The organism is Wandonia sp. (assembly GCF_984588085.1).
Window position 1 is genome coordinate 1 of record NZ_CFIGVI010000043.1, and the last position, 23,470, is coordinate 23,470.

A 23,470-nucleotide genomic window follows, 5' to 3' on the forward strand; every position below is an offset into this window, starting at 1 on the left:
CCAGTCCTATTCCATCGAGTAAATTATCACTGGCTATTTGATCTACAGAGTAGGTGTATGTTGAATCAGGGAGCCAACATTCTGGTCCAATAATAGGAGGTAAGGAATCGCTATAAACTTTATAGACCAGAAAACTGATACCACCAGAGCAAAGCGAAACCGTATCATCATACGGAATGTTTATCCTTCCAATGCTCCTTCCCTGAGCTGCAGATTCTGAGATTCTGACATCTTTATTATAGGACATGATGTCAGCAGTGCTTCCAGAAGCCGTCTGAATTGCCGAACCACCAAATGCATTTGGATAAATTGACAAATCTCCCTGTAAAGTCCAATCGTTGGCAGAAGTACCATTGGGGTTAATAGTAAAGGTGCAATTGGGAGGTAAAGAGTCAGGAAAAGGATCAGGCATAGTAACGATACCACCATTTCCTACGGTTCCACCGAAGCCAAGTGAAGTTCCAGTTCCCATTCCGACATCAACAACTTCACACCCAATGGGTACTGTTACAGTTGGCTGCGCCCACAACTCGCTGGAGATAATTAACATCACTCCGGTGAATAAGAAGCTCAAAAAGCCTCCTTTTCGGTTTGTTATTATATATTTCATAGTAAAAAATTTGAGCCTGTATATCTACAGGCAGGTTTAATAAAAAATACAAGGTGCATTCTTCTGTAGGTTGAACACGTTTATCTCAAACAGAAGCAATTTAAACTTTTTTTTCGAGCTAAAAAAAATAAATACCAGATTTTGAACAACTTATATTATACAACTGGCACTTCATGCACCATTCACCACCTGATCCCGCTACAATGGTCGATCTTTTTACTTCACCAGTCGATTTCTATTTTTTATCCATTAAGTTAACGACAAACTATCTGTACCTTTGCAAAAAAATTTGCGTGGGGTATTCATCCAATTTTTGGGCTCTTAGTTTTTCCATGTTTTTCTTCATGGTTAGTTTTAACCTGATAATGCCCGAGCTGAATAATTTCCTGACACAACTTGGCGGAGAAGATTATAAAGGATACATCATTGCACTGTTTACCCTAGCAGCAGGATTAGCACGTCCTTTCTCGGGAAAACTAGCTGACAAGATCGGACGAAAACAAGTTATGTATGTAGGTTTACTTGTCAGTATTCTGTCCAACTTTGTTTATCCTTTTGTTTCTGTGATCTGGCTATTTCTTCTGCTTCGCTTCTTTCACGGTTTCTCTACAGGATTTCACCCAACAGGAGCTACTGCGATGGTTTCAGATATTCTCCCTGAGAATCGACGAGGGGAAGGAATGGGAGTATTCGGTACATCAATGTCACTAGGTATGGGACTGGGACAATCACTTGGAACTCCCGTAGCAAACTGGCTGGGAATGAACGGACTGTTTTTATCCGCAGCCGGCATAGGGGTTATTAGTACAGTTCTTTTACTACGTGTGGAAGAAACACTCTCAGAAAAAGAGCGGTTTAAAAGAAAAATGCTTTTGGTTAAGAAAAATGAGATTTTTGATCCTTTAGTCACACCTGTTGCCATTACTATGTTTCTTTCTTCTTATTGTAGTGGCCTGGTTCTTGTATTAATGCCGGATTTATCCGGATATTTGGGAATAGAGAACAAAGGTCTCTTCTTTATTTTTTATGTTGCATCTACGATTATGGTTCGAACATTTATGGGAAAACTATCAGACCGTATCGGACGAAGACAAACCTTGTTTTATGGTATGCTTATTCTGTTAGGAGCAATTATATTACTTGCTCTGGCCGGAAATCTTACTCTGTTTATTATTGCTGCAACAGTATTTGGTATTGCTACCGGAATCACCAGCCCCACTCTATTTGCCTGGACAGCGGATCTCAGCAATCCCTCCAATAAAGGACGAGGTACCGGAACAATGTTCATTGCGCTTGAAATGGGAATTATGTGTGGTGCCTTATCTACACTGGTTTTCTATACCAACAATCTGGAAACTCTTCAAACGTGTTTGTATGTGGGAGCTATCATGTGTATTCTCGCTCTCGGTTACCTTCAGACAATCAGAAGTAAATATTAAACTATTGTTCTTTGTCTTCTCGTCGAATGTAATCAGCAAGAGAAGTTTCTGATAAAATAGATAATGTTGCGTCACGTACTTCAAGCATCACATCTCTCAGTCCACAGGTCTCTTCATCTATACACTCCTCACATCTTTCGTAAAAGTTAAGACTTACGCAGGGGAGCATGGCAATAGGACCGCCTGAAATACGAATAATCTGACTCAGTTCAATTTCTTCCGAAGGTTTTGCCAGATAATATCCACCCGATGCCCCCAATTTAGACCGAACCAATCCATTATTTCTCAGTTCAACTAAAATTGCTTCCAGAAACTTACGGGGAATCCCCTCTTTTTCAGAAATTTCAGAAATACGCAATGGCTTCTGTGACTTCTCGTTTCTGGCTAACCTTACAAGGGCTTTTATGGCATACTTGGACTTCTTTGAAAGCATCGTTTGATCAGTAAATTCTTTGGTTAACCAAAGGTATGAATTTTAAAAAAATGTAATTCGTCAGAGTAAGCCTCTGGCTTTAATTTCAAGGTATTTATTTATCGTTTCCATTGTCAGGTTTTCAGGCTCTGTCAAAACGGAATAAATACCATGTTTCCTGAGTTCGTTCACAATTAAGCGTTTCTCAAACTCATATTTCTCAGCAGTGACTTTTTCAAAAACCTCAAACAAATCAGAAGATTTTCGCTCCATAATGTGATCCAATTCGGTATTTCTAAAAAAAACAATAACCAGTAAATGACTTTTTGCCATTCCTTTCAGATAAGGCAATTGTCTTTTCATACTTTCTATCGTATCAAAATTTGTGAATAGCATCAATAAGCTTCGCTGTCTGACTGTTCGTTTGACATCTACGTATAATCGACTAAAATCACTTTCTTTAAAATCCGTCTGGATGGAATACAGATTTTCTGTAATCAACTGCATTTGTGTCTTTCTTCTGTCCGCCGCAATAATATTCTCTACTTTTCTGGAGAAAGTAAACATCCCTGCCTTATCACTTTTATTGATAATTACATTCGCCAGTACTAATGTAGAATTGATTGCATAGTCCAGTAATGTCATCCCGTTAAAAGGCATTTTCATCTGACGCCCCTTGTCAATAACCAGATAGATTTCCTGTGCTTTCTCATCCTGATATTGATTCACCATCAATTCATTCCGTTTGGCCGTTGCCTTCCAGTTAATCGTACGAATATCATCTCCCCTGACATATTCTTTGATCTGTTCAAATTCCGTTGTATGACCTATCCTTCGGATCTTTCTCAATCCAAAATGTTTAAATTTATCATTAAACGCTACCAGTCCATATTTTCGTAATTGGATGTACGAAGGGTAGACAGGAACGATTTTATCCGAATCAAAACGATATCGTTTTGCTACCAAACCAATGGCTGAACTCACGTAGCAATTTAACGCACCAAACTGGTATTCTCCTCTTTCTACAGGTCGAAGAAAATAAACAAATTGATCACTCTCTCCGGACTTTATTGTTCGGATTACTGAAAAATCACGTATCTGGAACTGCATAGGAATTTCATCTACCACTTCAATACGCGTTGTAAATGAATAATTACTTCTCAGTTTTATCAGGATCTCATTTTGATCTCCATTTGATAACCGATCCGCAGCAATGCGCTCTCCCGTGATTCCGTTTTTCATAAACAGGATCACACTGTCTATTAGTGTAGCTGTTAGTAACGCTACAAGACACAATTCAGCAACGACAAATAACCATCCAAAGAAAAAAGACACAATGAACAAAGCAACAATTCCCAACAAGGAATAGAAAAACAATGAGTTTATATAGAGTGCCTTTGCTACTTTCATGCTACTTAACGGGGGATTTCAACACCATCAACAATCTGTCCGATAACCTGAGAAGCAGTCAATCCTTCCATTTCTCTTTCCGGAGAAACGATAATTCTGTGTTGCAAAACCGGAACAGCTGCATCTTTTATATCATCAGGCGTAACAAAGTCGCGTCCACGAATGGCGGCAAATCCCTTCGCGGCATTCAAAAGAGCTATGGAAGCTCTCGGTGATCCTCCCAGATATAAAAACTGATGTTCCCGCGTCTGAATGACCAATCTTGCTATGTATTCAAACAAGTGCTCTTCGATCTTAATTTTTTTCACCAATTCCTGATACCCTACTAATTCTTTTTGCGCAATAACCGTATTGATCCCTTCCATCTTATCCTTGTTCTCAAGCTTATTTTCTTTCACAAGAATATTAACCTCTTCTTCCAAAGATGGGTATCCAACATTGATTTTAAACAGAAAACGGTCAAGTTGCGCTTCTGGTAAACGATAGGTACCTTCCTGTTCAATCGGGTTTTGCGTGGCAATAACCAGAAATGGTGGCTCCATCAAATACGTAGTTCCGTCCGCCGTAATCTGACGTTCTTCCATCACCTCAAACAAAGCTGCTTGTGTTTTTGCCGGAGCACGGTTAATCTCATCAATTAGTACAAAATTAGCAAACACCGGCCCTCTTTTGAATTCAAAAGCAGACTTAGACACATCAAACACGGACGTTCCAATAATATCTGAAGGCATTAAATCCGGCGTAAACTGAATCCGGCTAAAGTTCAAGGATAATGTTTTGGCAAGCAGCTTAGCTGTAACTGTCTTCGCTACACCAGGCGCACCTTCGATAAGGACGTGCCCGTTGGCAAGAATTGCTACCAATAACTGATCGATCATTTTATCCTGCCCGACAATCACCTTACCGATTTCATTCCGTACCGCATCGACAGCTATCTTTAATGGTTCAAGGTTTATGCGTGATTCAAAATTTACTCCTCCGTTTTCTTCCAACTCTTTATTTTCTTCCATAACTGTTATAGATTCATTTTTTCAAGTAACTTGTTCAAACCAATAACATCATACTCCGTCGCCGTTGTACGGTTATAGTGATGTTTAATGATTTCATATAATTGGTTCACATCCTTTTCAGCTGCTCCCAAAACCAGAAGAAGCTTATCCCGAAAACGATCGTCTATCTCACGGGTGTCTATCCTGTGATCTTTTCTCATCTTTTCAAGGAAAAACATGATTCGTTTATCCATTATTGTGTAGTAGTCCTTTTCCCGGTAATGTAAATCAGCAACTGTTCGTACAAACTGAAGTGTTGTATTCTCATGCGGTATTTTCACAGGAATAACTCTCTGTCTTCGTTTTGCTCTGAAAATCATAAATAAGACTCCGGTTATCAATAGCAATAACCACGCCCATTTCAATGAACGATTCGACATGATAAAACGCAAGGGGGTGTTCCCCAGATTTTCATTCGACAAGTTTCCATTAGAATAGAAAAAGACCGTCTTGTCATTGATGTATCCGGCCAAATATTCGGTATATTCTCTTTTTTCCTTCTCCAAAAGAAAATAGTTAGAGAAAACTTCCGGGTTCAGGTGCAAGAATACCGTACCATCTCCATAAGGAAGCCTGATAAAATTCACCCCTAAATCATCTTTATCCGAATAGCGTAACCCCAGCTTGATTTGATCAGAACTATTTGGCAAAGAAAAATATTGGTTTTCATGCCAAACAGGAAGCTCAAACTCTTTCTCCGTACTTCCGGGAAGCAATAACATCATCGTATCACCAATCCAGTCTCCATATTCCAATTCTACCTCTAAATCTTCCAAAAAATCAGAAGGAAAATCAGAACAACTCAAGAAAACAGTATTTCCAAATGAAGCAAAATCAAGAATTTCCTGTCGGGAATAGTCATCCAGCGTAAAATCTCTTGAAATATACAAGAATGTCCCCCTTACCGAATAATCCAACTCCTCTGTGTCGAATTTGTCAATGAAAAAGTTGTACGGTGTCTGTGAAAATCGGGTTACCTCTGACTCTCCCAATAAAGCATCTACTTCCTGATTCCACACGTACAACCCGAACGGTGTTTTTTTTGCCGTTTTGTAATACGGATACCAGTCCACCGGTTTAGGTCGCGAAGCTTCAAAAATAACCAAGCCTATTACGATCAGCAGCAGAACCCCTATATATATGTATAAACGCCTACTCATATTTCGTTCTTACTGCTTTTTTAAACTGCTCTTCTGTTTTTCTGAATTGCTCTGCATCCAATTCGAACTCCCCATACCAGCAATAATCATAGATATAGGAGAGGTATGCGAATTGATTCCGGATTGTCTGATCTTTTATTTCATACAGATATTCTGTATTTGTTTTATCCTTATGCCAGATAATTACGTTCCCAGCAGAAAGTTGTTTTAATAACCACAGGTAATAGTATCTTACCGCCAATCTGAAATCTTTCTCGTCAACGGCTTTTGCTACCAATCGTTCAAAATCAACCTTCTGTATATTCTCGGCGATAACCTCCGAAACATGAATTTTCCGCTTTCTTTTAAAAATACCTGAAATCTCATCCCTGAAGAAAGAACGAAGAATCAGAAAAACAAGTCCTGCTATAGCTAAAACAGCCAAAATTTTAAATATCAGGTTCCAGTTTGTCGGCTCTCCGTCAGGCGTGTACAAGATCTCGCTCAACCACTCCCAAAATCGTGCCCATAACCGTTCGAAAAAAGACATCTCGTCATTGACTACTACCTCTCTGGAATAATTAAATTCATTGGAGGTATAACGGTCATTAAGGCCTTCTTCAAATTGTTTTTTTTCAGGTGCAACAGGAAATTCTTCCTTATTAATTTCCCCGGACGAAAACACCAGAAAAGGCAGAAGAAAAAACAACCCTGCAAGAGCAAAAAAAGAAAGGTTACGATATAAGGACTTATTCTTCTTCACTTAATCCGATAGCATCAATTTCACTGTTCACGCTGAGATTGTCTCGTTCTTCGAGGTTGGAATAGTAAATTACCCCTTGATTCACCAACATCAAATTCTGCAGAACAATACTTATTAAGCTTGTAAAAATGATAATCAGAGTCATAACAAAAAACATTGTAGAGGCTGTATCTCTCATGTCCATAGAAGACTGACTAGCAGATTCTGCTGAAGCAATAAAAGACACTATCGTTATTAAATACGGTATAAAGAAAAGAATCGATGTTACCGCATTAATAATCATGTAGATGATCAGTGTAGAACCGACAGTTGGCCAGAATTTTTTAGTCGCAAAATTATACCCCACTCCGACAGATTTCAAAAAGCCGTTATCCGTTGAGATATAATCATAAAAACTAAGCATTACCCATGAAATCATCAACGGTGCAAAAATAAATAGCAATGGAATTCCGATCAAAAACATTACTAAAAGAGAGATCAATGAAAAAGTAACAATAAAAATAGGAACAAAAGTAATCAGAGAAGCCAAAAAGAAAAGAATAGCTTTCCCTACTTTTCTTTTAATAAATCCAAACAAGGCATCATTAGTAATCTCTTCTCCTTTAGCTACTTTATTTAAAAAAGCAACCGGATACAAGTACAACACCAACGTCAGAATGATTAGAACGACAGAAATGAGAAGCATAAATCCTATGTACAGATTTTCATTCGCCATTAAGTTCTGCTCTAGAACCAGACTACTACTACCTCCTCTTTCCATTGAGTTAAGTACGTCATCCATGAACACTCTTGAAAAGAAGAATGTTGTAACCAACAGCAACAGGATTACAATTCCGTTGATGACGAAGAACCCCTTCAAATAAGGCTTCCCGTAAGCTTTAAAAAAACCAAAAGTGTCTGAAATAAGCGCATTAAAGTCACGCTTCTTGAGTAGTTGGTAGCTCATTTGTTTTTAATTTTCGTATAACAATAAAAGGATAGATCAAATAATAGAAAGCAATTAAACTCAATGTAGCCAGTATAATAAAGAAAGCCAGGAAAATTGGCATTTCCATAGCATATCTCGTTATATAACCTTCCAAAAATCCGGCAGCGATGGTAAAAGGCATCGTACTCAGAAATAATTTAAACGTGTTTTTAAACCCGATTTTAAATGAACTTAACCGGGAATAAGTTTGCGGGAATAATATACTAGCGCCAAGAGCAAAACCTGCAGCAGCTTCAATTACAATAGCAAAAATCTCCATAGATCCGTGAATCCATATTCCGCGAACACTTTCCCAAAACACTCCCTGTTGATAAAAGAAGAACTGAAAAGATCCTATCATAATACAGTTATTCAAGTATATATAGAAGGTTCCTACTCCCAGAAAAATACCCCAGAAATAAGCGAGCACCCCCACTCTGAGATTGTTGAATGTAATACCTATAAAACTCCCCCAATCGCTTCCTGATTTATAGACTGCCACCGGGTTACCGTCGGCTATGTTCTCCAAAGTCATATTTACATAGCTATCACCAAGAATCAAACGCACAAAACTCTGGTCGTAAGCTGCTGAAAGAACACCGATTGAAACCAGCACAGCAAACAAAGCAAAAGAAAAATAAATATATCTTCTGTAATTGTAAGCGATAACGGGTACTTCTACCTTGAAAAACTGAACCAGTCGGTTCGAATCCTCCCGCTTACTTCCATAGACCTTCTGATATATTCCCGAAGCCAGGTAATTGACGTATTTAGTTGTCTTACTTTTGGGGTAATACGTTTGCGAATATGCCAGATCATTCAAAATCTCTACATACAAAGAAGATAACTCATCCGGTGTACGTGAGATTTTTCCGGATACAAGTTGTTCAACTTCTAACCATTTTTCTTTATTTTGCTTTATGAATGCTACTTCTCGCATGGAGAGCTAAAATAGAAATAATGTCACAATTACCAATAAATACGACTCAAAATGTAAACGTTGAATTCACTTTAGCGTCGGTTGGTTCCCGGATACTGGCTCAAATTATGGATTTAGTTTTCAAAGCGTGTTATGTAATTGTACTTTTTATTATTCTTGAGCAATTTAGTTTTTTTAACCGATTATACTGGATGGACCAGTGGTCCTATATTGCAATAGTACTCATTTTGTCTATTCCGGTTATCTTCTATACACTTTTCCTCGAATTCATTTGGAAAGGTCAGACTCCCGGGAAAAGAATTGCAAAAATTCGTGTTATAAAAATAGATGGATTTAATGCCGGCTTTGCTGAGTACCTTGTGCGATGGTTATTCAGAACTATAGATGCCAGTATAGGAAATGGTATAATTGGCTTGTTGACTATTATTTTCAACACTAAAAATCAGCGTTTTGGTGATATGGCTGCCGGAACTGCTGTTATTACACTAAAACAGGATGTTTCGATTAATCAAACCATACTTTTAAAGCTACAGGAAGATTATCAACCACTTTACCCGTCCGTTATCCGATTATCAGATAATGATATTCGAATTATAAAAGAATCCTTCCTTGCTTCGATACGATCTAAGGATTACAAAACAGTTACTAAACTTGCACAAAAGATCAAAGATGTCACAGACATTCAGGAAGTACAGCAAAAAGATGTTGATTTTGTAAAGACGGTTCTGAAAGATTATACTTTCTATACGCAGGAAATGTAATCTTTACTATAGTTCCAGTTCACTAGAAGGATCCCAGAATATTTCTTTAAAGTTTACAATACGGTCATCTTTCACCGGAATACCTTCTGCTTCCAATAACTCCTCCATTTGAGTTGGTGTAGAAAAATGAGCCTTCCCTGTAAGCAGTCCATTTCTGTTTACCACACGTTGCGCCGGAACTCCCGACTGTGCATGAGCAGCATTCATTGCCCAACCCACCATCCGACTGGAACGCGGAGCCCCCAGATAACGCGCAATTGCGCCATAACTTGTAACACGACCTTCAGGAATTAAACGCACCACATCATATACTGATTGAAAAAAATCTATGTGTTTGTCGTTAATAGAACGCATTTTTTCAATGAATCAAAAACTTACTATACTTAATTTTGAACCCTTTAGCAGAAAACAGAGTTTCGTAATGTGTTTTAATATCCAGAATTTCGCGGGTTTCTTCATCCAGGTTTTCAATCAGTTCTCCATACAAATCCCATGTAGATTGGATAGGCGTATATTTTTTCTCTTGTATCTCTTCTTCTGTAAATTCAAATAAAATATCACTATCCGTCTTTACATGAACTATTCCTCCGGGTTTTAAAAATTTTCTATACCGATTTATAAACAACTCCGAAGTAAGTCTTTTACGAGGTTTAGCTGGTTGCGGATCAGAAAATGTCAACCAGATTTCATCAATTTCATTCTCTGCAAAAAAAGCATCAATAAAATCAATACGCGTCCGGAGGAATCCTACATTCTGCATGTTAGCATCCAACGCTTCTCTGGCGCCTATAAACATACGCGCTCCCTTTATATCAACTCCTATGTAATTTTTATTCGGGTAACGTTTGGCCAACCCAACCGCATACTCCCCTTTACCACACCCCAACTCAAGTACGATAGGATTTTCATTTTTAAAAAACTCACTTCTCCACTTCCCTTTTAAATGAAAATTTCCCGACTTGATATCTTCCATTGTAGGTTCGACAACATGATCAAAGGTTTTCATTGCCGCGAAGCGTTCCAGTTTACGTTTTGCCATAATCTTTATGAATATTGAGGGGACAAAAGTAGGGAAAATTAACTGTTTAAACTTTTATCCGCAAATGAAAAAAGGAAGCTAATTAGCTTCCTTTTCGTGGCGCGGGGGAGATTTGAACTCCCGACCTCAGGGTTATGAATCCTGCGCTCTAACCAACTGAGCTACCGCGCCTCAATTGTTTTGCGGGTGCAAATATAACAGGTTTTTTCAATCATACTATAGATAAATGAAAATATTTTTCTCCTGTTTCATCAAGCAACTGAAAAACAAAACTATATTCTCTTATTTTATGAACGATCTTCCTCAAAAAGAAGTTTGGTTTTATGCTTTACTGTACGTAGCACCAATGAAATCAGAAGTGCAGTCCCAAAAACGATTCCGTAATACGAATGATATGTAAAACTTCCACTGGTTACTGCATCCCGAAAAATATCCACAAAAAGAAACCCGATAATCGTAGCAGAAACACCTGAGTATTCTCTTCTCAAAATGGTTTTCATTGAAAAAGGAATCGGACTTTTTTCATAATTCTTGAAAGAAGGTATAAATGCAGGAACTTTTAAAGACCAGTTCAGATAATCTTCTCCAAACTTCCTCTCCAGAAAACGTTCCTCTGCAAACATAATCCGCTCGTAATACAACCAAAAAAGCAAACTAACCAACAATAAAAACCAGATATTACCGGTGTAAATGACAATACCAATCCACATCAAATAGTTCCCCAGGTATAGCGGATGTCTTACAGTAGAATAAATGCCTTTTGTATTCAACGCTTCAGCAACCTGCTCTTTTGTGTTTCTACCCGAAGTATTTTTATTGGATGTACCGATTGCTATTGCACGCACGTATTGCCCCAAAAACGAGACAAGGGCAGCAACACCAAGCAAGATATAATAATTAACCTCATCATTATCTATCCACGAATAATCTGTAAAATAGATTACCGGGATCGCCGCTAAGAAAAGAACAACAGGGATTTGACCTCTGTACTTAAACAAAACATTTCCTGATTTTTCAAAAGAATGTATTAATGCCATCTAAAAGTTTTTTGTATATTTCAGACCTACAAAATAATGCTGCGAAGTTATAAATAATTAATTCGTCCAGACATGTCGGAAAAAAAGAAATATGAATTAGAATACCTTTTGAAGACTTCTCCGAAAGTTCTTTATAATCTTGTTGCCACCCCCAGCGGCCTCAGTGAATGGTTTGCAGATAACGTAAACGTCAACAAGGATAACGTTTATACATTTATTTGGGACGGAGCTGAAGAAGAAGCTCGTTTGATTACAAAACGAAACGGAGAATGTATAAAATGGATTTGGATATCGGACGAAGAAGAGGGCGAAAATACATATTTTGAATTCAAAATAGCCACTGATCCCATGACAAAATCTACTCTTTTTTACGTCATTGATTTCGCAGAAGAAGACGAAGTTGAAGAAGCAACTGAACTATGGGAATCGCAAATCAGTGAATTAAAACGCATACTTGGGGCGTAACTTTGGAAAGTACATTAAATTTGTGCTTTCGAAATTTGTGATGTGAAGAAACTGTATCTTTTTAGTCTGAAGTCTTTCATCGGACCTTTTTTTATAACATTGGTAATATCAATGTTCATACTTGTTATGCAGTTTTTCTGGAAATACATCGACGACCTGATGGGAAAAGGGTTGGAGATTTCCATTATCATTGAATTAATTGTTTACCTCTCCGCCCACCTGATTCCATTAGCGCTGCCTCTTGCGGTTCTTCTCTCTTCGATTATGACCCTGGGGAACCTGGCAGAAAACAATGAACTTACCGCCTTGAAATCTTCTGGACTTTCTCTTTTCCGGATTATGCGTCCATTAATGACATTCATGATCATACTCGCTCTGGTAACCTTTTATTTCTCCAATTACATTATTCCGGTGTCCAACCTCAAAATGCGAACTCTTATCTATGATATCCAGCAGACCAAAGTTGCGTTGGTACTAAAACCAGGGTCCTACACAAGAGAGTTAACCGGGTTTAGTATAAAGGTCGGAAAGGGTGAAGAAAATAAATTCGAGTCGGTAACGATATATGACGAAACCAATCCTCAATTTGTTAGGGTTATAAAAGCTGATAGTGGTGAATTATTCAAATCACCCAAAGGAGATTTTCTCTTATTCAAACTGACCAACGGTTACATGAATGAAGAACTTCCCACTCCTCCGCCCAGAATCAATGCCAATGGAACTCCCGAATATAAAGAGTATAAGCCCGCACGCAAATCTGAATTTGAAACAGCTACATTAAAAATTGACTTATCAGGGTTTAAATTAGAACGCACGAATGAAGAACTATTCAAAAACCAGTTTGAAATGATGAACATATTTCAATTGGATAAGGCCATAGACTCTTCCATGAATCAATATAGAGACATTGCAGGAACGCTTTCGAAAGGAGCATTAAACGACCATATCTATTACCTGGCTAAAGATTATAAACGTTCGTTAGAATCGGAGTCCACTGAAAAAAGAGATTCTATGCTCCCTGTTATTTCTGATAGTTCGGTAGTACGACTAGAAGCATTAAATGACTCTCAACTGCGGGTTGCTTATAATGAGGCTATCTCAAAAATCCGCAGAAGAATGCAAAATCTCGAAAGCCAAAAACACCTTCTCAAAACGAAATACGAAGAACTACTGAAAATTGATTCCGAATTCCACAAAAAGTTTGCACTCAGTGCTTCAGTATTGATTCTGTTCTTCATAGGCGCACCACTGGGAGCTATTGTTCGAAAAGGAGGATTCGGGGCTCCTGTTGTAATTGCCGTTCTGCTTTTCATGATTTATTATGTCATCTCGATTTCGGGAGAAAATATGGTGAAATCACAAACAGTATTACCCTGGGTGGGCACCTGGCTGAGTTCATTTATTCTTGCTCCTTTTGCCATTTACTTGAATATAAGAGCCGGAAATGATCAGCCGCTAATCACAGTTGATTTTTCTTTTCTTAAACGACTTTTCAGAAAAAGATGACAAAGGTGTTGCACATAACACCCAAACCGTTTCTCCCCAAAACAGACGGAGGATGCGTTGCTATGTCTGCTTTTCATCAACTGCTAAAGAATGCCGGATACAATGTGGTTTGGGCTACTCTCTCAACAGAAAAACACCCTTTACTCCCTGATCAATTAACCAATGAAATATCGTCCCCTCCTATACATGTCGGGATAACTACAACTCCCCGGATAACAGGATTGATCCGTTCTTTACTTTCGAAAACACCTTATTGGTTAAAACGATTTTATTCAATTGATTTTCAAAATGAAATACGTAATACAATAACTGCACACCAACCGGATATTATCATTCTGGAGGGACTTCAATTAGCTCCCTATCTTCCTGCGTTGAAAAAAAGTGGTAGCAAACTACTCCTGAGAACTCATAATATCGAATCCGATTTATGGGATGAACAGTTGAGTAGTATGCGTGGAATCAAAAAATTATCTGCTCAACTATCCGTAAAAGGACTACGAAGTTATGAAAACGCCATTTTTAACGAGGTGGACGGAATCATTGCTATTTCTCCCAAAGAAGTAGAGTATATAACTACAGTTGCTCCGACAACCCCGGTTATTCATATTCCCACGACAATTCCAACCCGAAAGGAGTCTTCTTCCTTTTCTAAGGATTTCTTTCATCTCGGAGCTATGGATTGGGCTCCTAATAAAGCAGGTATTAACTGGTTTATTGATCAGGTATGGGCCTCATTTATGCAGACTGAGTCTTCTTCTGTTTTACATTTGGCAGGAAGAAAATTGGTTCCTGAGCTATTCTCTTCAGTAAAAAAAGTAGTAAATCATGGAGAAGTATTTGATTCCTCCGCATTTATGCTTCGACACGGTATCATGATTGTACCCGTTTTTCAGGGAAGTGGAATCCGGATTAAAATTCTGGAAGCAGGAAGTTTGGGAATTCCAGTAATTGCAACACCTAAAGCTGTAGAAGGCCTGGGATTAATCCCTGACAAACATTTTCTGCAAGCAAGCACGGAAACCGAGTTTATTACGCAAATGAAACGACTGGTTGCGTCTCCTCCACTCTATACAGAACTGGGGCAAACCCTGAAAGAATACTTAAACAAAAATTACTCAGCAGACGCTTTGAAAGAAAAACTTCATGAATTCATCGGAAAAGCATAAACCACGTTTAGTTATTATTCTCTCCCGCTTCCCTTTTCCAACAGAAAAGGGAGATAAACTTCGTGCTTTTTATCAAATCAGAGACTTAAGCAAGGACTGGGATATTTATGCGATCTGTCTAAGTGAACAAACCATTTCAGAAGAGCATAAAGCTAAAGTGGATGTATACTGTAAAGAGCTACATATTTTCCAACTCAACAAATGGAAAAAACTTATCAATACAGGTTTACAATTTTTTACGACAAAGCCTTTTCAGGTAGGTTATTTTTACCAACGTTCCATTCATCATAAAATAGACGCGTTGATAAAAAGAATTGAACCGAACCATATATTTTGTCAACTGATTCGTGCTGCAGAATATATCAAAAACTATCATTCCTGCACAAAAACCATTGACTACATGGATGCTTTAAGTGCCGGTATAAAAAGACGTATTCCTCAATCCTCTTTATTCAGTCGTTGGTTATTTCGTTCAGAATGGAAACGACTAACAAGATACGAGAATATACTATTTGACTATTTCGAATATCATACAATCATTTCGAAGCAAGACCGGGACTTAATCGCGCACCCGCAACGTGCAAAAATTGATGTCCTTCCAAATGGTGTAGGGGAACATTTCTTTAACTATACTAAACCTGTAAAAAAAACGCATGACCTCGTTTTCACAGGAAATCTAAGTTACCCACCGAATATAAATGCTGTACGTTATATTACCAATGAAATTTGTCCTGTATTAACTACTTCCGGTTGTACAGTCTCTGTACTTATCTCGGGAGCAAATCCTTCCCCTGAAATTGAGCGGCTACAAGACAAAATAGACCTGACCGGCTGGGTGGAAGATATTAGAGATAGTTATGCAAGGGGCGTTGTTTTTGTCGCACCTATGTTTTTAGGAACAGGATTACAAAACAAACTTCTGGAGGCCATGGCGATGGGAATTCCCTGTATTACTACTCCCCTGGCAAATAATGCACTCGGAGCAGACTCTTCGTCAATACTACTTGCTGAAACCCCGGAAGACTTTGCTAATAAGATCCGGATACTGTTATCTGACGGAGAACTCCGAGAACATTATGCTACAAATGGTCAGAATTATGTCAAAGCTAACTTCAACTGGAATACTCTTACCCAAAAACTTTCTGACAAAATGATGGCAATAAGCCGTTGAAATATCGTTAACTTTGTAACCCAATTCAAAGCAAAATGAGCTATAAACTAAATACAGTAGAAGAAGCTCTGGAAGATATCCGGGCGGGAAAAGTAATAATCGTTGTAGACGATGAAGACCGGGAGAATGAAGGAGATTTTATAGCTGCTGCTGAAATGGCTACTCCTGAAATGATTAACTTCATGGCAACCCATGGTCGTGGACTAATCTGTACACCTCTTACGGAAGATCGATGTGACGAGCTTGATTTGAACCTGATGGTTACAAACAATACGGTTCTTCACCATACACAATTCACGGTATCGGTAGACCTCATAGGACATGGTTGTACTACAGGAATTTCTGCTCACGACCGGGCAAAGACAATTCTCTCTCTTGTAAACCCGGAAACGAAACCATTTGACCTGGGACGTCCGGGACATATTTTCCCGTTACGTGCGAAAAAAGGTGGCGTACTCCGAAGAACAGGACATACAGAAGCTGCTGTCGACATAGCCAGATTAGCAGGTTTACAACCCGCCGGAATACTTGTTGAGATTCTGAATGAAGATGGTACAATGGCGCGTCTTCCGCAATTAATGGAGGTAGCGAAAAAATTTGACCTGAAAATCATTTCCATAGAAGATCTTATTCAATACCGTTTACAGACAGAAACGCTTATTGAAGAAGAGGTTGATGTTAAAATGCCTACTGTTTATGGGGATTTCCAACTGCATGCATTTAAACAAACAACTAACGGACAGGAACATTTGGCTTTGGTAAAAGGCGAATGGGATGAAAACGAACCCATCCTTGTCCGCGTCCACTCCTCTTGTATGACAGGTGATATTTTCGGCTCGTGCAGGTGCGATTGCGGACCTCAGCTTCACAAAGCGATGGAGATGATCGATAAAGAAGGTAAAGGAGTCATTGTCTACATGAATCAGGAAGGACGGGGAATCGGCTTACTAAATAAACTAAAAGCATATAAACTTCAGGAAGAAGGATTGGACACTGTAGAAGCTAATCTTAAACTCGGATTCAAAATGGATCAACGGGATTACGGCATCGGTGCACAAATCTTACGTGCCCTTGGAGTGACTAAAATGCGACTGATGTCCAATAATCCTAAAAAGCGTACCGGATTAACAGCTTACGGACTTGAAGTAACTGAAAACGTTTCGCTTGAAATTGAAAGCAATCGTCATAATGAACTGTACTTAAAGACTAAACGTGATAAAATGGGGCATTCCCTGAAGCATTTGAAATAAATTTTTCTACACAAAAAAAAGAGATGCTCAAAAGCATCTCTTTTTTTATTTTCATATAAATTCGTTTGTTTTCTTTATCCTTCCCCTGCAAAGAGGAATTTATTAGGAGAAACCAAATTGGTTTTTACAGCATACATTACGATCCCGGCAGTGTTCTTTACTCCCAACTTAGACATAATATTCTTCCGGTGTGTATTAATTGTGTGCTGAGAAAGATGAATCATATCAGCAATCTGCCCATTTGTATACCCTTCTGCAATAAATGTAATGATTTCCATTTCACGTTCTGACAATGTAATTGCCTCACATGAAAATGACTCAAAATCAATATCGTCAATATTAATTGAAGCTCTTTGAATAGTTTCCAAAATCTGACCACAGAAAAATTTATTTCCTTTTGCTGTTTCTTTAACTGCATTAACGATCTCAGAAATGTCACAATCCTTTTTGATATAACTTATAACCCCACCTCTGAGTGCATCCACAAGAGTCTGAGCCGACTGTTCAGGCGTTATAGCTACAAAACGTACTTCACTAAATTCGTTTAATACTCTTGGAATTACATCAATAGAAAAGCCATCGGCAGTGTAGTCAATAAGAACTACAGCCGGTCCGAAAGCACGAATCTGCTCCAAAAGCTCTTTCTCATTATGAGCTTCCCCAATTATCGTTAGGCCCTTCTCACTTTGAAGGATCGTCCGAAGCCCGATTCGAACAATATCATTGCTATCAGCAAGAATAATATTCATTAATTTAGATCAATTAAAAACAAATATACTAACTGCTCAGGTTAACAGAGAAAAAATCGGCTAAATTCTTCGCATTTTTTATTCCGTCACACTCCACCCACTGATAAACCAATGAATTTAATGTATTCCTAACAATTTTAACTTAAAAATAATCTCATTTTAACAAACAAAACAGTTCAATCGGAATACGCTACCATTCAGTCAATAAGTTAACCATTCATCTTTTTTTGTGTTAATTATCGTTAATTTTTAGTATCTATGTGCTTCTAAAACTAAAGACCAAAAAATGAGACTTTTTTTTCTTTCACTACTGATTGTCACTTGTTCTATAGGAGTTTTTGCTCAGGATTTTGTAGTTCGGGGATTTATTTACGAGAAAGAAACGGGGGAACCGGCTCCTTTTACAAAAGTCAGAATCGTTGAATTGAATCAGGGAGCCGTTACAGACCTTAACGGTTTCTTCCAGATCCCTAAACTACCTGCCGGAGAATTTACCATCGAAATCACCAATGTACAATTTCAGACAATTACTGAAAAAATAACTACAGAAGCATCGGGAATTCTTGATTTGCGGTACGAAATGGAGTCAGGAACCGTACTAACGGAAATAGAAGTTACTGCTGAGGATAGACAAAAGACAACTAATGTACAAACGTCAGTTGTAAAGATGGATCAAAAGAGTATAGAACGAATTCCCAGTATCGGAGGGGAAGCAGATGTAATCGCTGCTTTTAGTATTACTCCCGGAGTAGTAACAACCGGAGATCAGGGAGGACAATTGTACGTGCGTGGTGGTACGCCTATCCAGAATAAAATCCTTTTGGACGGAATGACCATTTATAACCCTTTCCACTCCATTGGTTTCTTCTCTGTATTTGACACAGAAGTTATTAAAAACGTAGATATTTATACCGGTGGATTTAACGCTAAATATGGAGGACGAATCTCCTCTATTATGGATGTTACTTACCGCGATGGAAATAAGAAAAAATTCGGAGGAAAAATTTCAGCCTCTCCTTTTATGGGGCGGGCTGTCATTGAAGGTCCTCTCTACAAGGATAAAAACGGAACAGGAAAATCGGGAACGTTTATCCTGAGTGCAAAACGCTCTCTGTTGGATTTAACTTCGGAAACGTTATACCCTTGGGTTAATGACGGAGACGGTCTGCCTTTTACCTTTACGGATGTATATGGAAAGATGACGTTCAATGCCGGAACAGGAGCTAAAGTGAGTCTGTTTGGTTTCAGCTTTAATGACCGTGTAAATTATACGAACATTGCTGATTTGAGTTGGAAATCTGCCGGTGGGGGAATGAACTTCTCACTTGTACCCGGGAACTCCCCTGTATTTATAGAAGGTCACTTGAACGCATCCAAATACGAGTTAAACCTGGAAGAGAATCTGCTTCAACCAAGATCCAGCTCTATTTTCGGATTCGATCTTGGATTTGACTTTACTTATTTCCTGAAAAACTCCAGTGAATTAGCATATGGAATTAATGTCGGTGGATTCAACACAAACTTCTTAACATTCAATGAATTCGGACGTGAAATATCAGATGAAAACTTTACCGTAGAAGTAAGTGCCTACTTAAACTATCGTCTGGTTAAAAACCGTTGGGTTGTAGAACCTAGTTTCCGTGCTCAGTACTATGCAACGTTGGGAACTGTATCTCCAGAGCCACGACTTGGTATAAAATACAATGCATCGGAAAGAATACGTCTGAAAGCTTCAGGAGGAAGATATTCGCAAAACTTTACCAGTGCCAGCTCTGATCGTGACGTAGTTAACTTATTCAATGGTTTCCTTTCTGCCCCTACAAATGTTCAGAGTTCATTTGTAACTGAAAATGGAAAAACAATAACAGATATTCGTAATGGACTACAATATGCCTGGCATGCTGTAGCAGGATTTGAAGTAGATCTTACAAAACGTCTTACATTAAATATTGAAGGGTACTACAAAGATTTCACACAGCTGTCAAACATAAACATGAATAAACTGTATCAGGATGTCGCTGAATTCAACCAGATTGATGATGTCTACAAAAAGGATTTCATTTTGGAGTCAGGACGTGCCTGGGGAATAGATGCCTTACTGAAATATAGTTCGTCTCGTTTATTTGTCTGGACAGTATATTCATTAGGTAAAGTCGACAGATGGGATGGTTTTACTGAATATGCTCCCGTTTTTGACCGTCGTCACAATGCTAATATTGTTGTTACCTATTTGTTTGGAAAGAAAAAAGACATTGAAATTTCTCTTCGTTGGAACTATGGTTCAGGTCTTCCGTTTACACCAACGAAAGGATTTTATCAGGGAGAACCTATGTCAGGAGGAGTTTCAACAGATTATACATCTACCAATCCAACTACTTTCGAAACTCTCTTGGGTGATTTGAATTCAGAGCGTTTACCAGATTATCACAGATTAGATATCACGGCAAAAAAGCAAATCGAATTCAAGAATAAAACAAACATGGAGATCGTAATTGGTGTGACAAACGTCTATAACCGTAAAAACATTTTTTACGTGAACAGAGCTACCAATGAGAAAATCTATCAGCTACCTGTTCTACCAAGTTTAGGTGTTAGTTATAAATTCTAAACAACCATTTTTCTAAATAAGCAGAAATGATGAATACAGTTCTTTCGGATTTACGCAAAGGAGACAAAGCTGTAATTACAGAAATTACAGAAGGGACAAGTACGCTTAGATTAATGGAATTGGGATTAATTCCCGGTGCTGAATTACGAGTTATCGCTATATCTCCTTTCGGAGATCCCATCGCTATAAGTTTAGACGACTATTCCCTTTCACTTCGTTTACACGATGCAAAACAAGTCGTTATAGAAAGAAAGTGATCACTTTCTTTCTATATTTTATCCAGAATCTTTTTATCAAAGACAATAGGTCCGAATGGCAATATGGAAGCTAGAAATCCATATACATAGATCTTAAATGACCACTTATTTGACATTCCTTCTACAAGCAAAAATCCTATATAAGCCATAAACAATACTCCGTGCGCCCACCCGGTATATTTTACAGCCCAATCCATCTCTGCCATATACTTTAAAGGCATTGCTATTACTAATAGAAGAAGATAAGAAGCGGCCTCAGCATAACCGATTTTTCGAAGTGTTGCATATTTCTTTTCCATAATCCGGAATTTTTGTCTGCAAAATTAATCAGAATCCCCCAATTCGTCACCGAACTTTTTGGGAAAGTATCTGTATATTTGAAACGCTATTAAATAAAAATCGAAAGAATGGGAATCAGTAAGGACGAGTTAGAATTCAATATCAACGAAGATTACATGCGGCTGAAAATTTCCGCTCTTCAAAGAGAACTTGATCAGATTTCACTCGGAGGCGGTAAAAAACGTATAGATAAATTGCACGAGAAAGGTAAGATGACTGCGCGTGAGCGTATTGACAGGTTACTGGATAAAGATACTCCCCGCTTTGAAGTCGGAGCTCTTGCCGGATATGGTATGTACGAAGAGCACGGAGGTTGTCCTTCAGGAGGAGTTGTTATAGTAATTGGATATGTATCAGGAAAACAATGTATCGTTGTTGCCAATGATGCCACTGTGAAAGCCGGAGCATGGTTTCCTATTACTGGAAAGAAGAATCTGAGAGCACAGGAAATTGCAATGGAAAACAATCTTCCGATTATTTATCTGGTTGATTCTGCAGGTGTTTATCTTCCCATGCAAGATGAAATCTTCCCGGATAAAGAACACTTCGGACGTATTTTCCGGAATAATGCTATTATGTCGTCTCGTGGAATCGTTCAAATCGCTGCTATCATGGGATCATGTGTTGCGGGGGGGGCTTACCTTCCGATTATGTCCGATGAAAGTCTTATCGTTAATAAAACAGGTTCTATTTTTCTGGCAGGCTCTTATCTGGTAAAAGCTGCAATCGGTGAAACCATTGACAACGAAACACTCGGTGGAGCAACAACACATACGGAAATATCAGGAGTATGTGATTATAAATCAGAAAACGATGAAGAATGCCTGATGACGATTCGTGATATTATGGATAAAATCGGGTCATTCGAGAAAGCCGGTTTTGACAGAAAGGAAGCTGTACTTCCTAAAAAAGATAGTAAGGAAATCTATGGCATTCTTCCCAAAGACAGAGCCAAGCCTTATAATATGAGGGATATCCTGAAGACAATGGTTGACGATTCCAAATTAACAGAATACAAAGCCGATTACGGTAAAACACTGATCTGTGCATACGCCCGAATCGACGGATGGAGTGTCGGAATTGTAGCCAACAACAGAGAGATTACAAAAACGAAAAAAGGAGAAATGCAATTTGGAGGAGTAATCTACTCCGATTCAGCAGATAAAGCAGCGCGTTTTATTATGAACTGTAACCAAAAAAACATTCCATTAATTTTCTTCCAGGATGTTTCCGGATTTATGGTAGGTTCAAAAAGTGAACACGGTGGAATTATTAAAGACGGGGCCAAGATGGTAAATGCTATGGCGAACTCTGTAGTTCCTAAATTTACTGTTATCGTCGGTAATTCATACGGAGCCGGAAACTACGCCATGTGTGGAAAAGCTTACGACCCGCGTCTGATTGTTGCCTGGCCTACATCTGAATTAGCGGTTATGTCAGGTGCTTCGGCTGCCAAAACCCTTCTGCAGATTGAAGTTTCTACGATGAAAGCACGTGGCGAAGAAATTACACCGGAACGAGAGAAAGAATTGTACGATACAATTAAGTCTCGTTATGATGAACAAATTTCTCCCTACTATGCTGCTGCCCGCCTATGGACGGACGCAATTATTGACCCGGTACAAACGAGAGAGATTCTTTCTTTGGGAATAGAGATGGCGGATCACAAAAAAGCTGAAAGAGCTTATAATGTAGGTATTATTCAAACCTGATTTATCGTCTACTAGGGAATAATGAACTGGCAAATAAAATCATATGAAGAACTCTCCAAAGAGGAATTCCATGATATTATACAACTACGCATCGCGGTGTTTGTTGTTGAACAGAATTGTCCTTATCAGGAACTGGATGACAAAGACCGTGATGCGTATCATCTTTTTGGACAAGATGATAACGGAAAAATTGTTGCCGTCGCAAGAATTCTTCCGGAGGGAATTTCCTACGAGAAAGACTGGTCAATAGGACGCGTGCTCATCTTGCCTGAATTTCGAAATCGAAAATCCGGGTATGATCTGATGGAAAAAGCCATACAATTTATCCGGAAATATGCACCTGAAAAACAGATTCGAATTTCAGCTCAGGCGCACCTTCAATCTTTTTACGAAAAGGTTGGATTTACATTTACTGGGAAGGCTTATGATGAAGACGGGATTCCTCATATTGAAATGATATATCCCGCCTCCAACTCATTACCTATTTAATTTTTCACAACGATTACTTTTCTTTTTTCAATCAAGTTTTCCCCTTCTAACGATAGGTGATAGGTCCCGCTTTCCAGTTCACTCATATCAATTCATAATACCTGTCCGGCTTCTTTATTGTAAAATTTCGTATCCCAAACCTTAGCTCCTGCTCCATCATATAATGTAACCTTCAAATGAGTAACATCCAGC

Annotated in this window: 24 protein-coding genes and 1 tRNA gene; 11 read left to right on the plus strand and 14 right to left on the minus strand. The window is 38.5% G+C overall.

What is annotated here, in order from left to right:
- Positions 1-610 (minus strand): hypothetical protein (locus AC4PL9_RS12685; RefSeq protein ID WP_491605116.1); only part of this gene is annotated, 610 nt, incomplete at its 3' end.
- 173 nt (positions 611-783) lie between these two features.
- On the opposite strand from AC4PL9_RS12685, the gene AC4PL9_RS12690 reads away from it, so the two are divergent.
- On the plus strand, positions 784-2,049 hold the full coding sequence (locus AC4PL9_RS12690; protein WP_491605117.1) for an MFS transporter: 1,266 nt from the start codon (positions 784-786) through the stop codon (positions 2,047-2,049).
- 1 nt (position 2,050) lies between these two features.
- Here AC4PL9_RS12690 and AC4PL9_RS12695 read toward each other — a convergent pair whose 3' ends face one another.
- The 7 genes from AC4PL9_RS12695 to AC4PL9_RS12725 are packed head-to-tail and all read right to left on the minus strand — an operon-like array spanning position 2,051 to position 8,729.
- Positions 2,051-2,482, minus strand: a complete 432-nt coding sequence (locus tag AC4PL9_RS12695) for an RrF2 family transcriptional regulator (protein WP_491605118.1) — start codon at positions 2,480-2,482, stop codon at positions 2,051-2,053.
- Between the two features lie 60 nt (positions 2,483-2,542).
- Complete coding sequence (locus AC4PL9_RS12700) at positions 2,543-3,871, minus strand: DUF58 domain-containing protein (RefSeq protein WP_491605119.1); 1,329 nt, start codon at positions 3,869-3,871, stop codon at positions 2,543-2,545.
- Between the two features lie 5 nt (positions 3,872-3,876).
- A complete protein-coding gene (locus AC4PL9_RS12705) occupies positions 3,877-4,881 on the minus strand; it encodes an AAA family ATPase (protein ID WP_491605120.1) in 1,005 nt (334 codons plus the stop codon).
- A 5-nt stretch (positions 4,882-4,886) separates the two neighbouring features.
- Positions 4,887-6,080 (minus strand): DUF4350 domain-containing protein, encoded by a 1,194-nt coding sequence (locus AC4PL9_RS12710; RefSeq protein WP_491605121.1) that lies wholly within the window; start codon positions 6,078-6,080, stop codon positions 4,887-4,889.
- Positions 6,073-6,822, minus strand: coding sequence for a hypothetical protein (locus AC4PL9_RS12715; protein WP_491605122.1), 750 nt, complete (start codon positions 6,820-6,822; stop codon positions 6,073-6,075). Before AC4PL9_RS12715 ends, AC4PL9_RS12710 begins: the two co-directional genes overlap by 8 nt.
- Positions 6,809-7,768 carry a hypothetical protein gene (locus AC4PL9_RS12720; protein ID WP_491605123.1) on the minus strand — a complete coding sequence of 320 codons (960 nt, stop codon included), beginning with the start codon at positions 7,766-7,768 and terminating at the stop codon, positions 6,809-6,811. Before AC4PL9_RS12720 ends, AC4PL9_RS12715 begins: the two co-directional genes overlap by 14 nt.
- On the minus strand, positions 7,740-8,729 hold the full coding sequence (locus tag AC4PL9_RS12725) for a stage II sporulation protein M (RefSeq protein ID WP_491605124.1): 990 nt from the start codon (positions 8,727-8,729) through the stop codon (positions 7,740-7,742). Before AC4PL9_RS12725 ends, AC4PL9_RS12720 begins: the two co-directional genes overlap by 29 nt.
- 20 nt (positions 8,730-8,749) lie before the next feature.
- On the opposite strand from AC4PL9_RS12725, the gene AC4PL9_RS12730 reads away from it, so the two are divergent.
- A complete protein-coding gene (locus AC4PL9_RS12730) occupies positions 8,750-9,490 on the plus strand; it encodes an RDD family protein (RefSeq protein ID WP_491605125.1) in 741 nt (246 codons plus the stop codon).
- Between the two features lie 6 nt (positions 9,491-9,496).
- Here the strand turns inward: AC4PL9_RS12730 and AC4PL9_RS12735 are convergent, their stop codons facing one another.
- The 4 genes from AC4PL9_RS12735 to AC4PL9_RS12750 all read right to left on the minus strand — a co-directional run bounded on the left by AC4PL9_RS12735 (position 9,497) and on the right by AC4PL9_RS12750 (position 11,566).
- Positions 9,497-9,844 carry an MGMT family protein gene (locus tag AC4PL9_RS12735; RefSeq protein WP_491605126.1) on the minus strand — a complete coding sequence of 116 codons (348 nt, stop codon included), beginning with the start codon at positions 9,842-9,844 and terminating at the stop codon, positions 9,497-9,499.
- Positions 9,845-9,848: 4 nt separating this feature from the next.
- On the minus strand, positions 9,849-10,529 hold the full coding sequence (trmB, locus tag AC4PL9_RS12740) for a tRNA (guanosine(46)-N7)-methyltransferase TrmB (RefSeq protein ID WP_491605127.1): 681 nt from the start codon (positions 10,527-10,529) through the stop codon (positions 9,849-9,851).
- A gap of 97 nt (positions 10,530-10,626) precedes the next feature.
- A tRNA-Met gene (locus AC4PL9_RS12745) sits at positions 10,627-10,700 on the minus strand.
- A 116-nt stretch (positions 10,701-10,816) separates the two neighbouring features.
- Positions 10,817-11,566 carry a methyltransferase family protein gene (locus AC4PL9_RS12750; protein ID WP_491605128.1) on the minus strand — a complete coding sequence of 250 codons (750 nt, stop codon included), beginning with the start codon at positions 11,564-11,566 and terminating at the stop codon, positions 10,817-10,819.
- 72 nt (positions 11,567-11,638) lie between these two features.
- Between AC4PL9_RS12750 and AC4PL9_RS12755 the strand changes: the two genes are divergently transcribed.
- Genes AC4PL9_RS12755 through AC4PL9_RS12775 form a run of 5 tightly spaced genes read left to right on the plus strand, consistent with a single transcriptional unit; the run spans position 11,639 to position 17,124 of the window.
- Positions 11,639-12,031, plus strand: coding sequence for an START-like domain-containing protein (locus AC4PL9_RS12755; protein WP_491605129.1), 393 nt, complete (start codon positions 11,639-11,641; stop codon positions 12,029-12,031).
- 42 nt (positions 12,032-12,073) lie between these two features.
- Positions 12,074-13,537: an LptF/LptG family permease gene (locus AC4PL9_RS12760; RefSeq protein ID WP_491605130.1), complete on the plus strand. Its 1,464-nt coding sequence runs from the start codon at positions 12,074-12,076 to the stop codon at positions 13,535-13,537.
- Positions 13,534-14,703: a glycosyltransferase family 4 protein gene (locus AC4PL9_RS12765; RefSeq protein ID WP_491605131.1), complete on the plus strand. Its 1,170-nt coding sequence runs from the start codon at positions 13,534-13,536 to the stop codon at positions 14,701-14,703. Before AC4PL9_RS12760 ends, AC4PL9_RS12765 begins: the two co-directional genes overlap by 4 nt.
- Complete coding sequence (locus AC4PL9_RS12770; protein ID WP_491605132.1) at positions 14,681-15,874, plus strand: glycosyltransferase; 1,194 nt, start codon at positions 14,681-14,683, stop codon at positions 15,872-15,874. The genes AC4PL9_RS12765 and AC4PL9_RS12770 overlap by 23 nt, the downstream gene beginning before the upstream one ends.
- A 35-nt stretch (positions 15,875-15,909) precedes the next feature.
- The gene (locus tag AC4PL9_RS12775) at positions 15,910-17,124 is read left to right on the plus strand and encodes a bifunctional 3,4-dihydroxy-2-butanone-4-phosphate synthase/GTP cyclohydrolase II (RefSeq protein WP_491605133.1); all 1,215 of its coding nucleotides are present in this window, start codon (positions 15,910-15,912) and stop codon (positions 17,122-17,124) included.
- Between the two features lie 74 nt (positions 17,125-17,198).
- Here AC4PL9_RS12775 and AC4PL9_RS12780 read toward each other — a convergent pair whose 3' ends face one another.
- On the minus strand, positions 17,199-17,873 hold the full coding sequence (locus tag AC4PL9_RS12780) for a LuxR C-terminal-related transcriptional regulator (protein WP_491605134.1): 675 nt from the start codon (positions 17,871-17,873) through the stop codon (positions 17,199-17,201).
- Positions 17,874-18,159: 286 nt separating this feature from the next.
- Between AC4PL9_RS12780 and AC4PL9_RS12785 the strand changes: the two genes are divergently transcribed.
- Together AC4PL9_RS12785 and AC4PL9_RS12790 are read left to right on the plus strand one after the other, a co-directional pair.
- The gene (locus tag AC4PL9_RS12785; protein ID WP_491605135.1) at positions 18,160-20,481 is read left to right on the plus strand and encodes a TonB-dependent receptor; all 2,322 of its coding nucleotides are present in this window, start codon (positions 18,160-18,162) and stop codon (positions 20,479-20,481) included.
- Between the two features lie 26 nt (positions 20,482-20,507).
- Positions 20,508-20,738 (plus strand): FeoA family protein, encoded by a 231-nt coding sequence (locus AC4PL9_RS12790; protein WP_491605136.1) that lies wholly within the window; start codon positions 20,508-20,510, stop codon positions 20,736-20,738.
- A gap of 11 nt (positions 20,739-20,749) precedes the next feature.
- Here AC4PL9_RS12790 and AC4PL9_RS12795 read toward each other — a convergent pair whose 3' ends face one another.
- A complete protein-coding gene (locus AC4PL9_RS12795; RefSeq protein ID WP_491605137.1) occupies positions 20,750-21,037 on the minus strand; it encodes a DUF3817 domain-containing protein in 288 nt (95 codons plus the stop codon).
- Between the two features lie 108 nt (positions 21,038-21,145).
- On the opposite strand from AC4PL9_RS12795, the gene AC4PL9_RS12800 reads away from it, so the two are divergent.
- Both AC4PL9_RS12800 and AC4PL9_RS12805 read left to right on the plus strand, forming a co-directional pair.
- Positions 21,146-22,789, plus strand: a complete 1,644-nt coding sequence (locus tag AC4PL9_RS12800) for an acyl-CoA carboxylase subunit beta (protein ID WP_491605138.1) — start codon at positions 21,146-21,148, stop codon at positions 22,787-22,789.
- Between the two features lie 21 nt (positions 22,790-22,810).
- The gene (locus tag AC4PL9_RS12805; protein WP_491605139.1) at positions 22,811-23,278 is read left to right on the plus strand and encodes a GNAT family N-acetyltransferase; all 468 of its coding nucleotides are present in this window, start codon (positions 22,811-22,813) and stop codon (positions 23,276-23,278) included.
- Positions 23,279-23,470 lie beyond the last annotated feature (192 nt).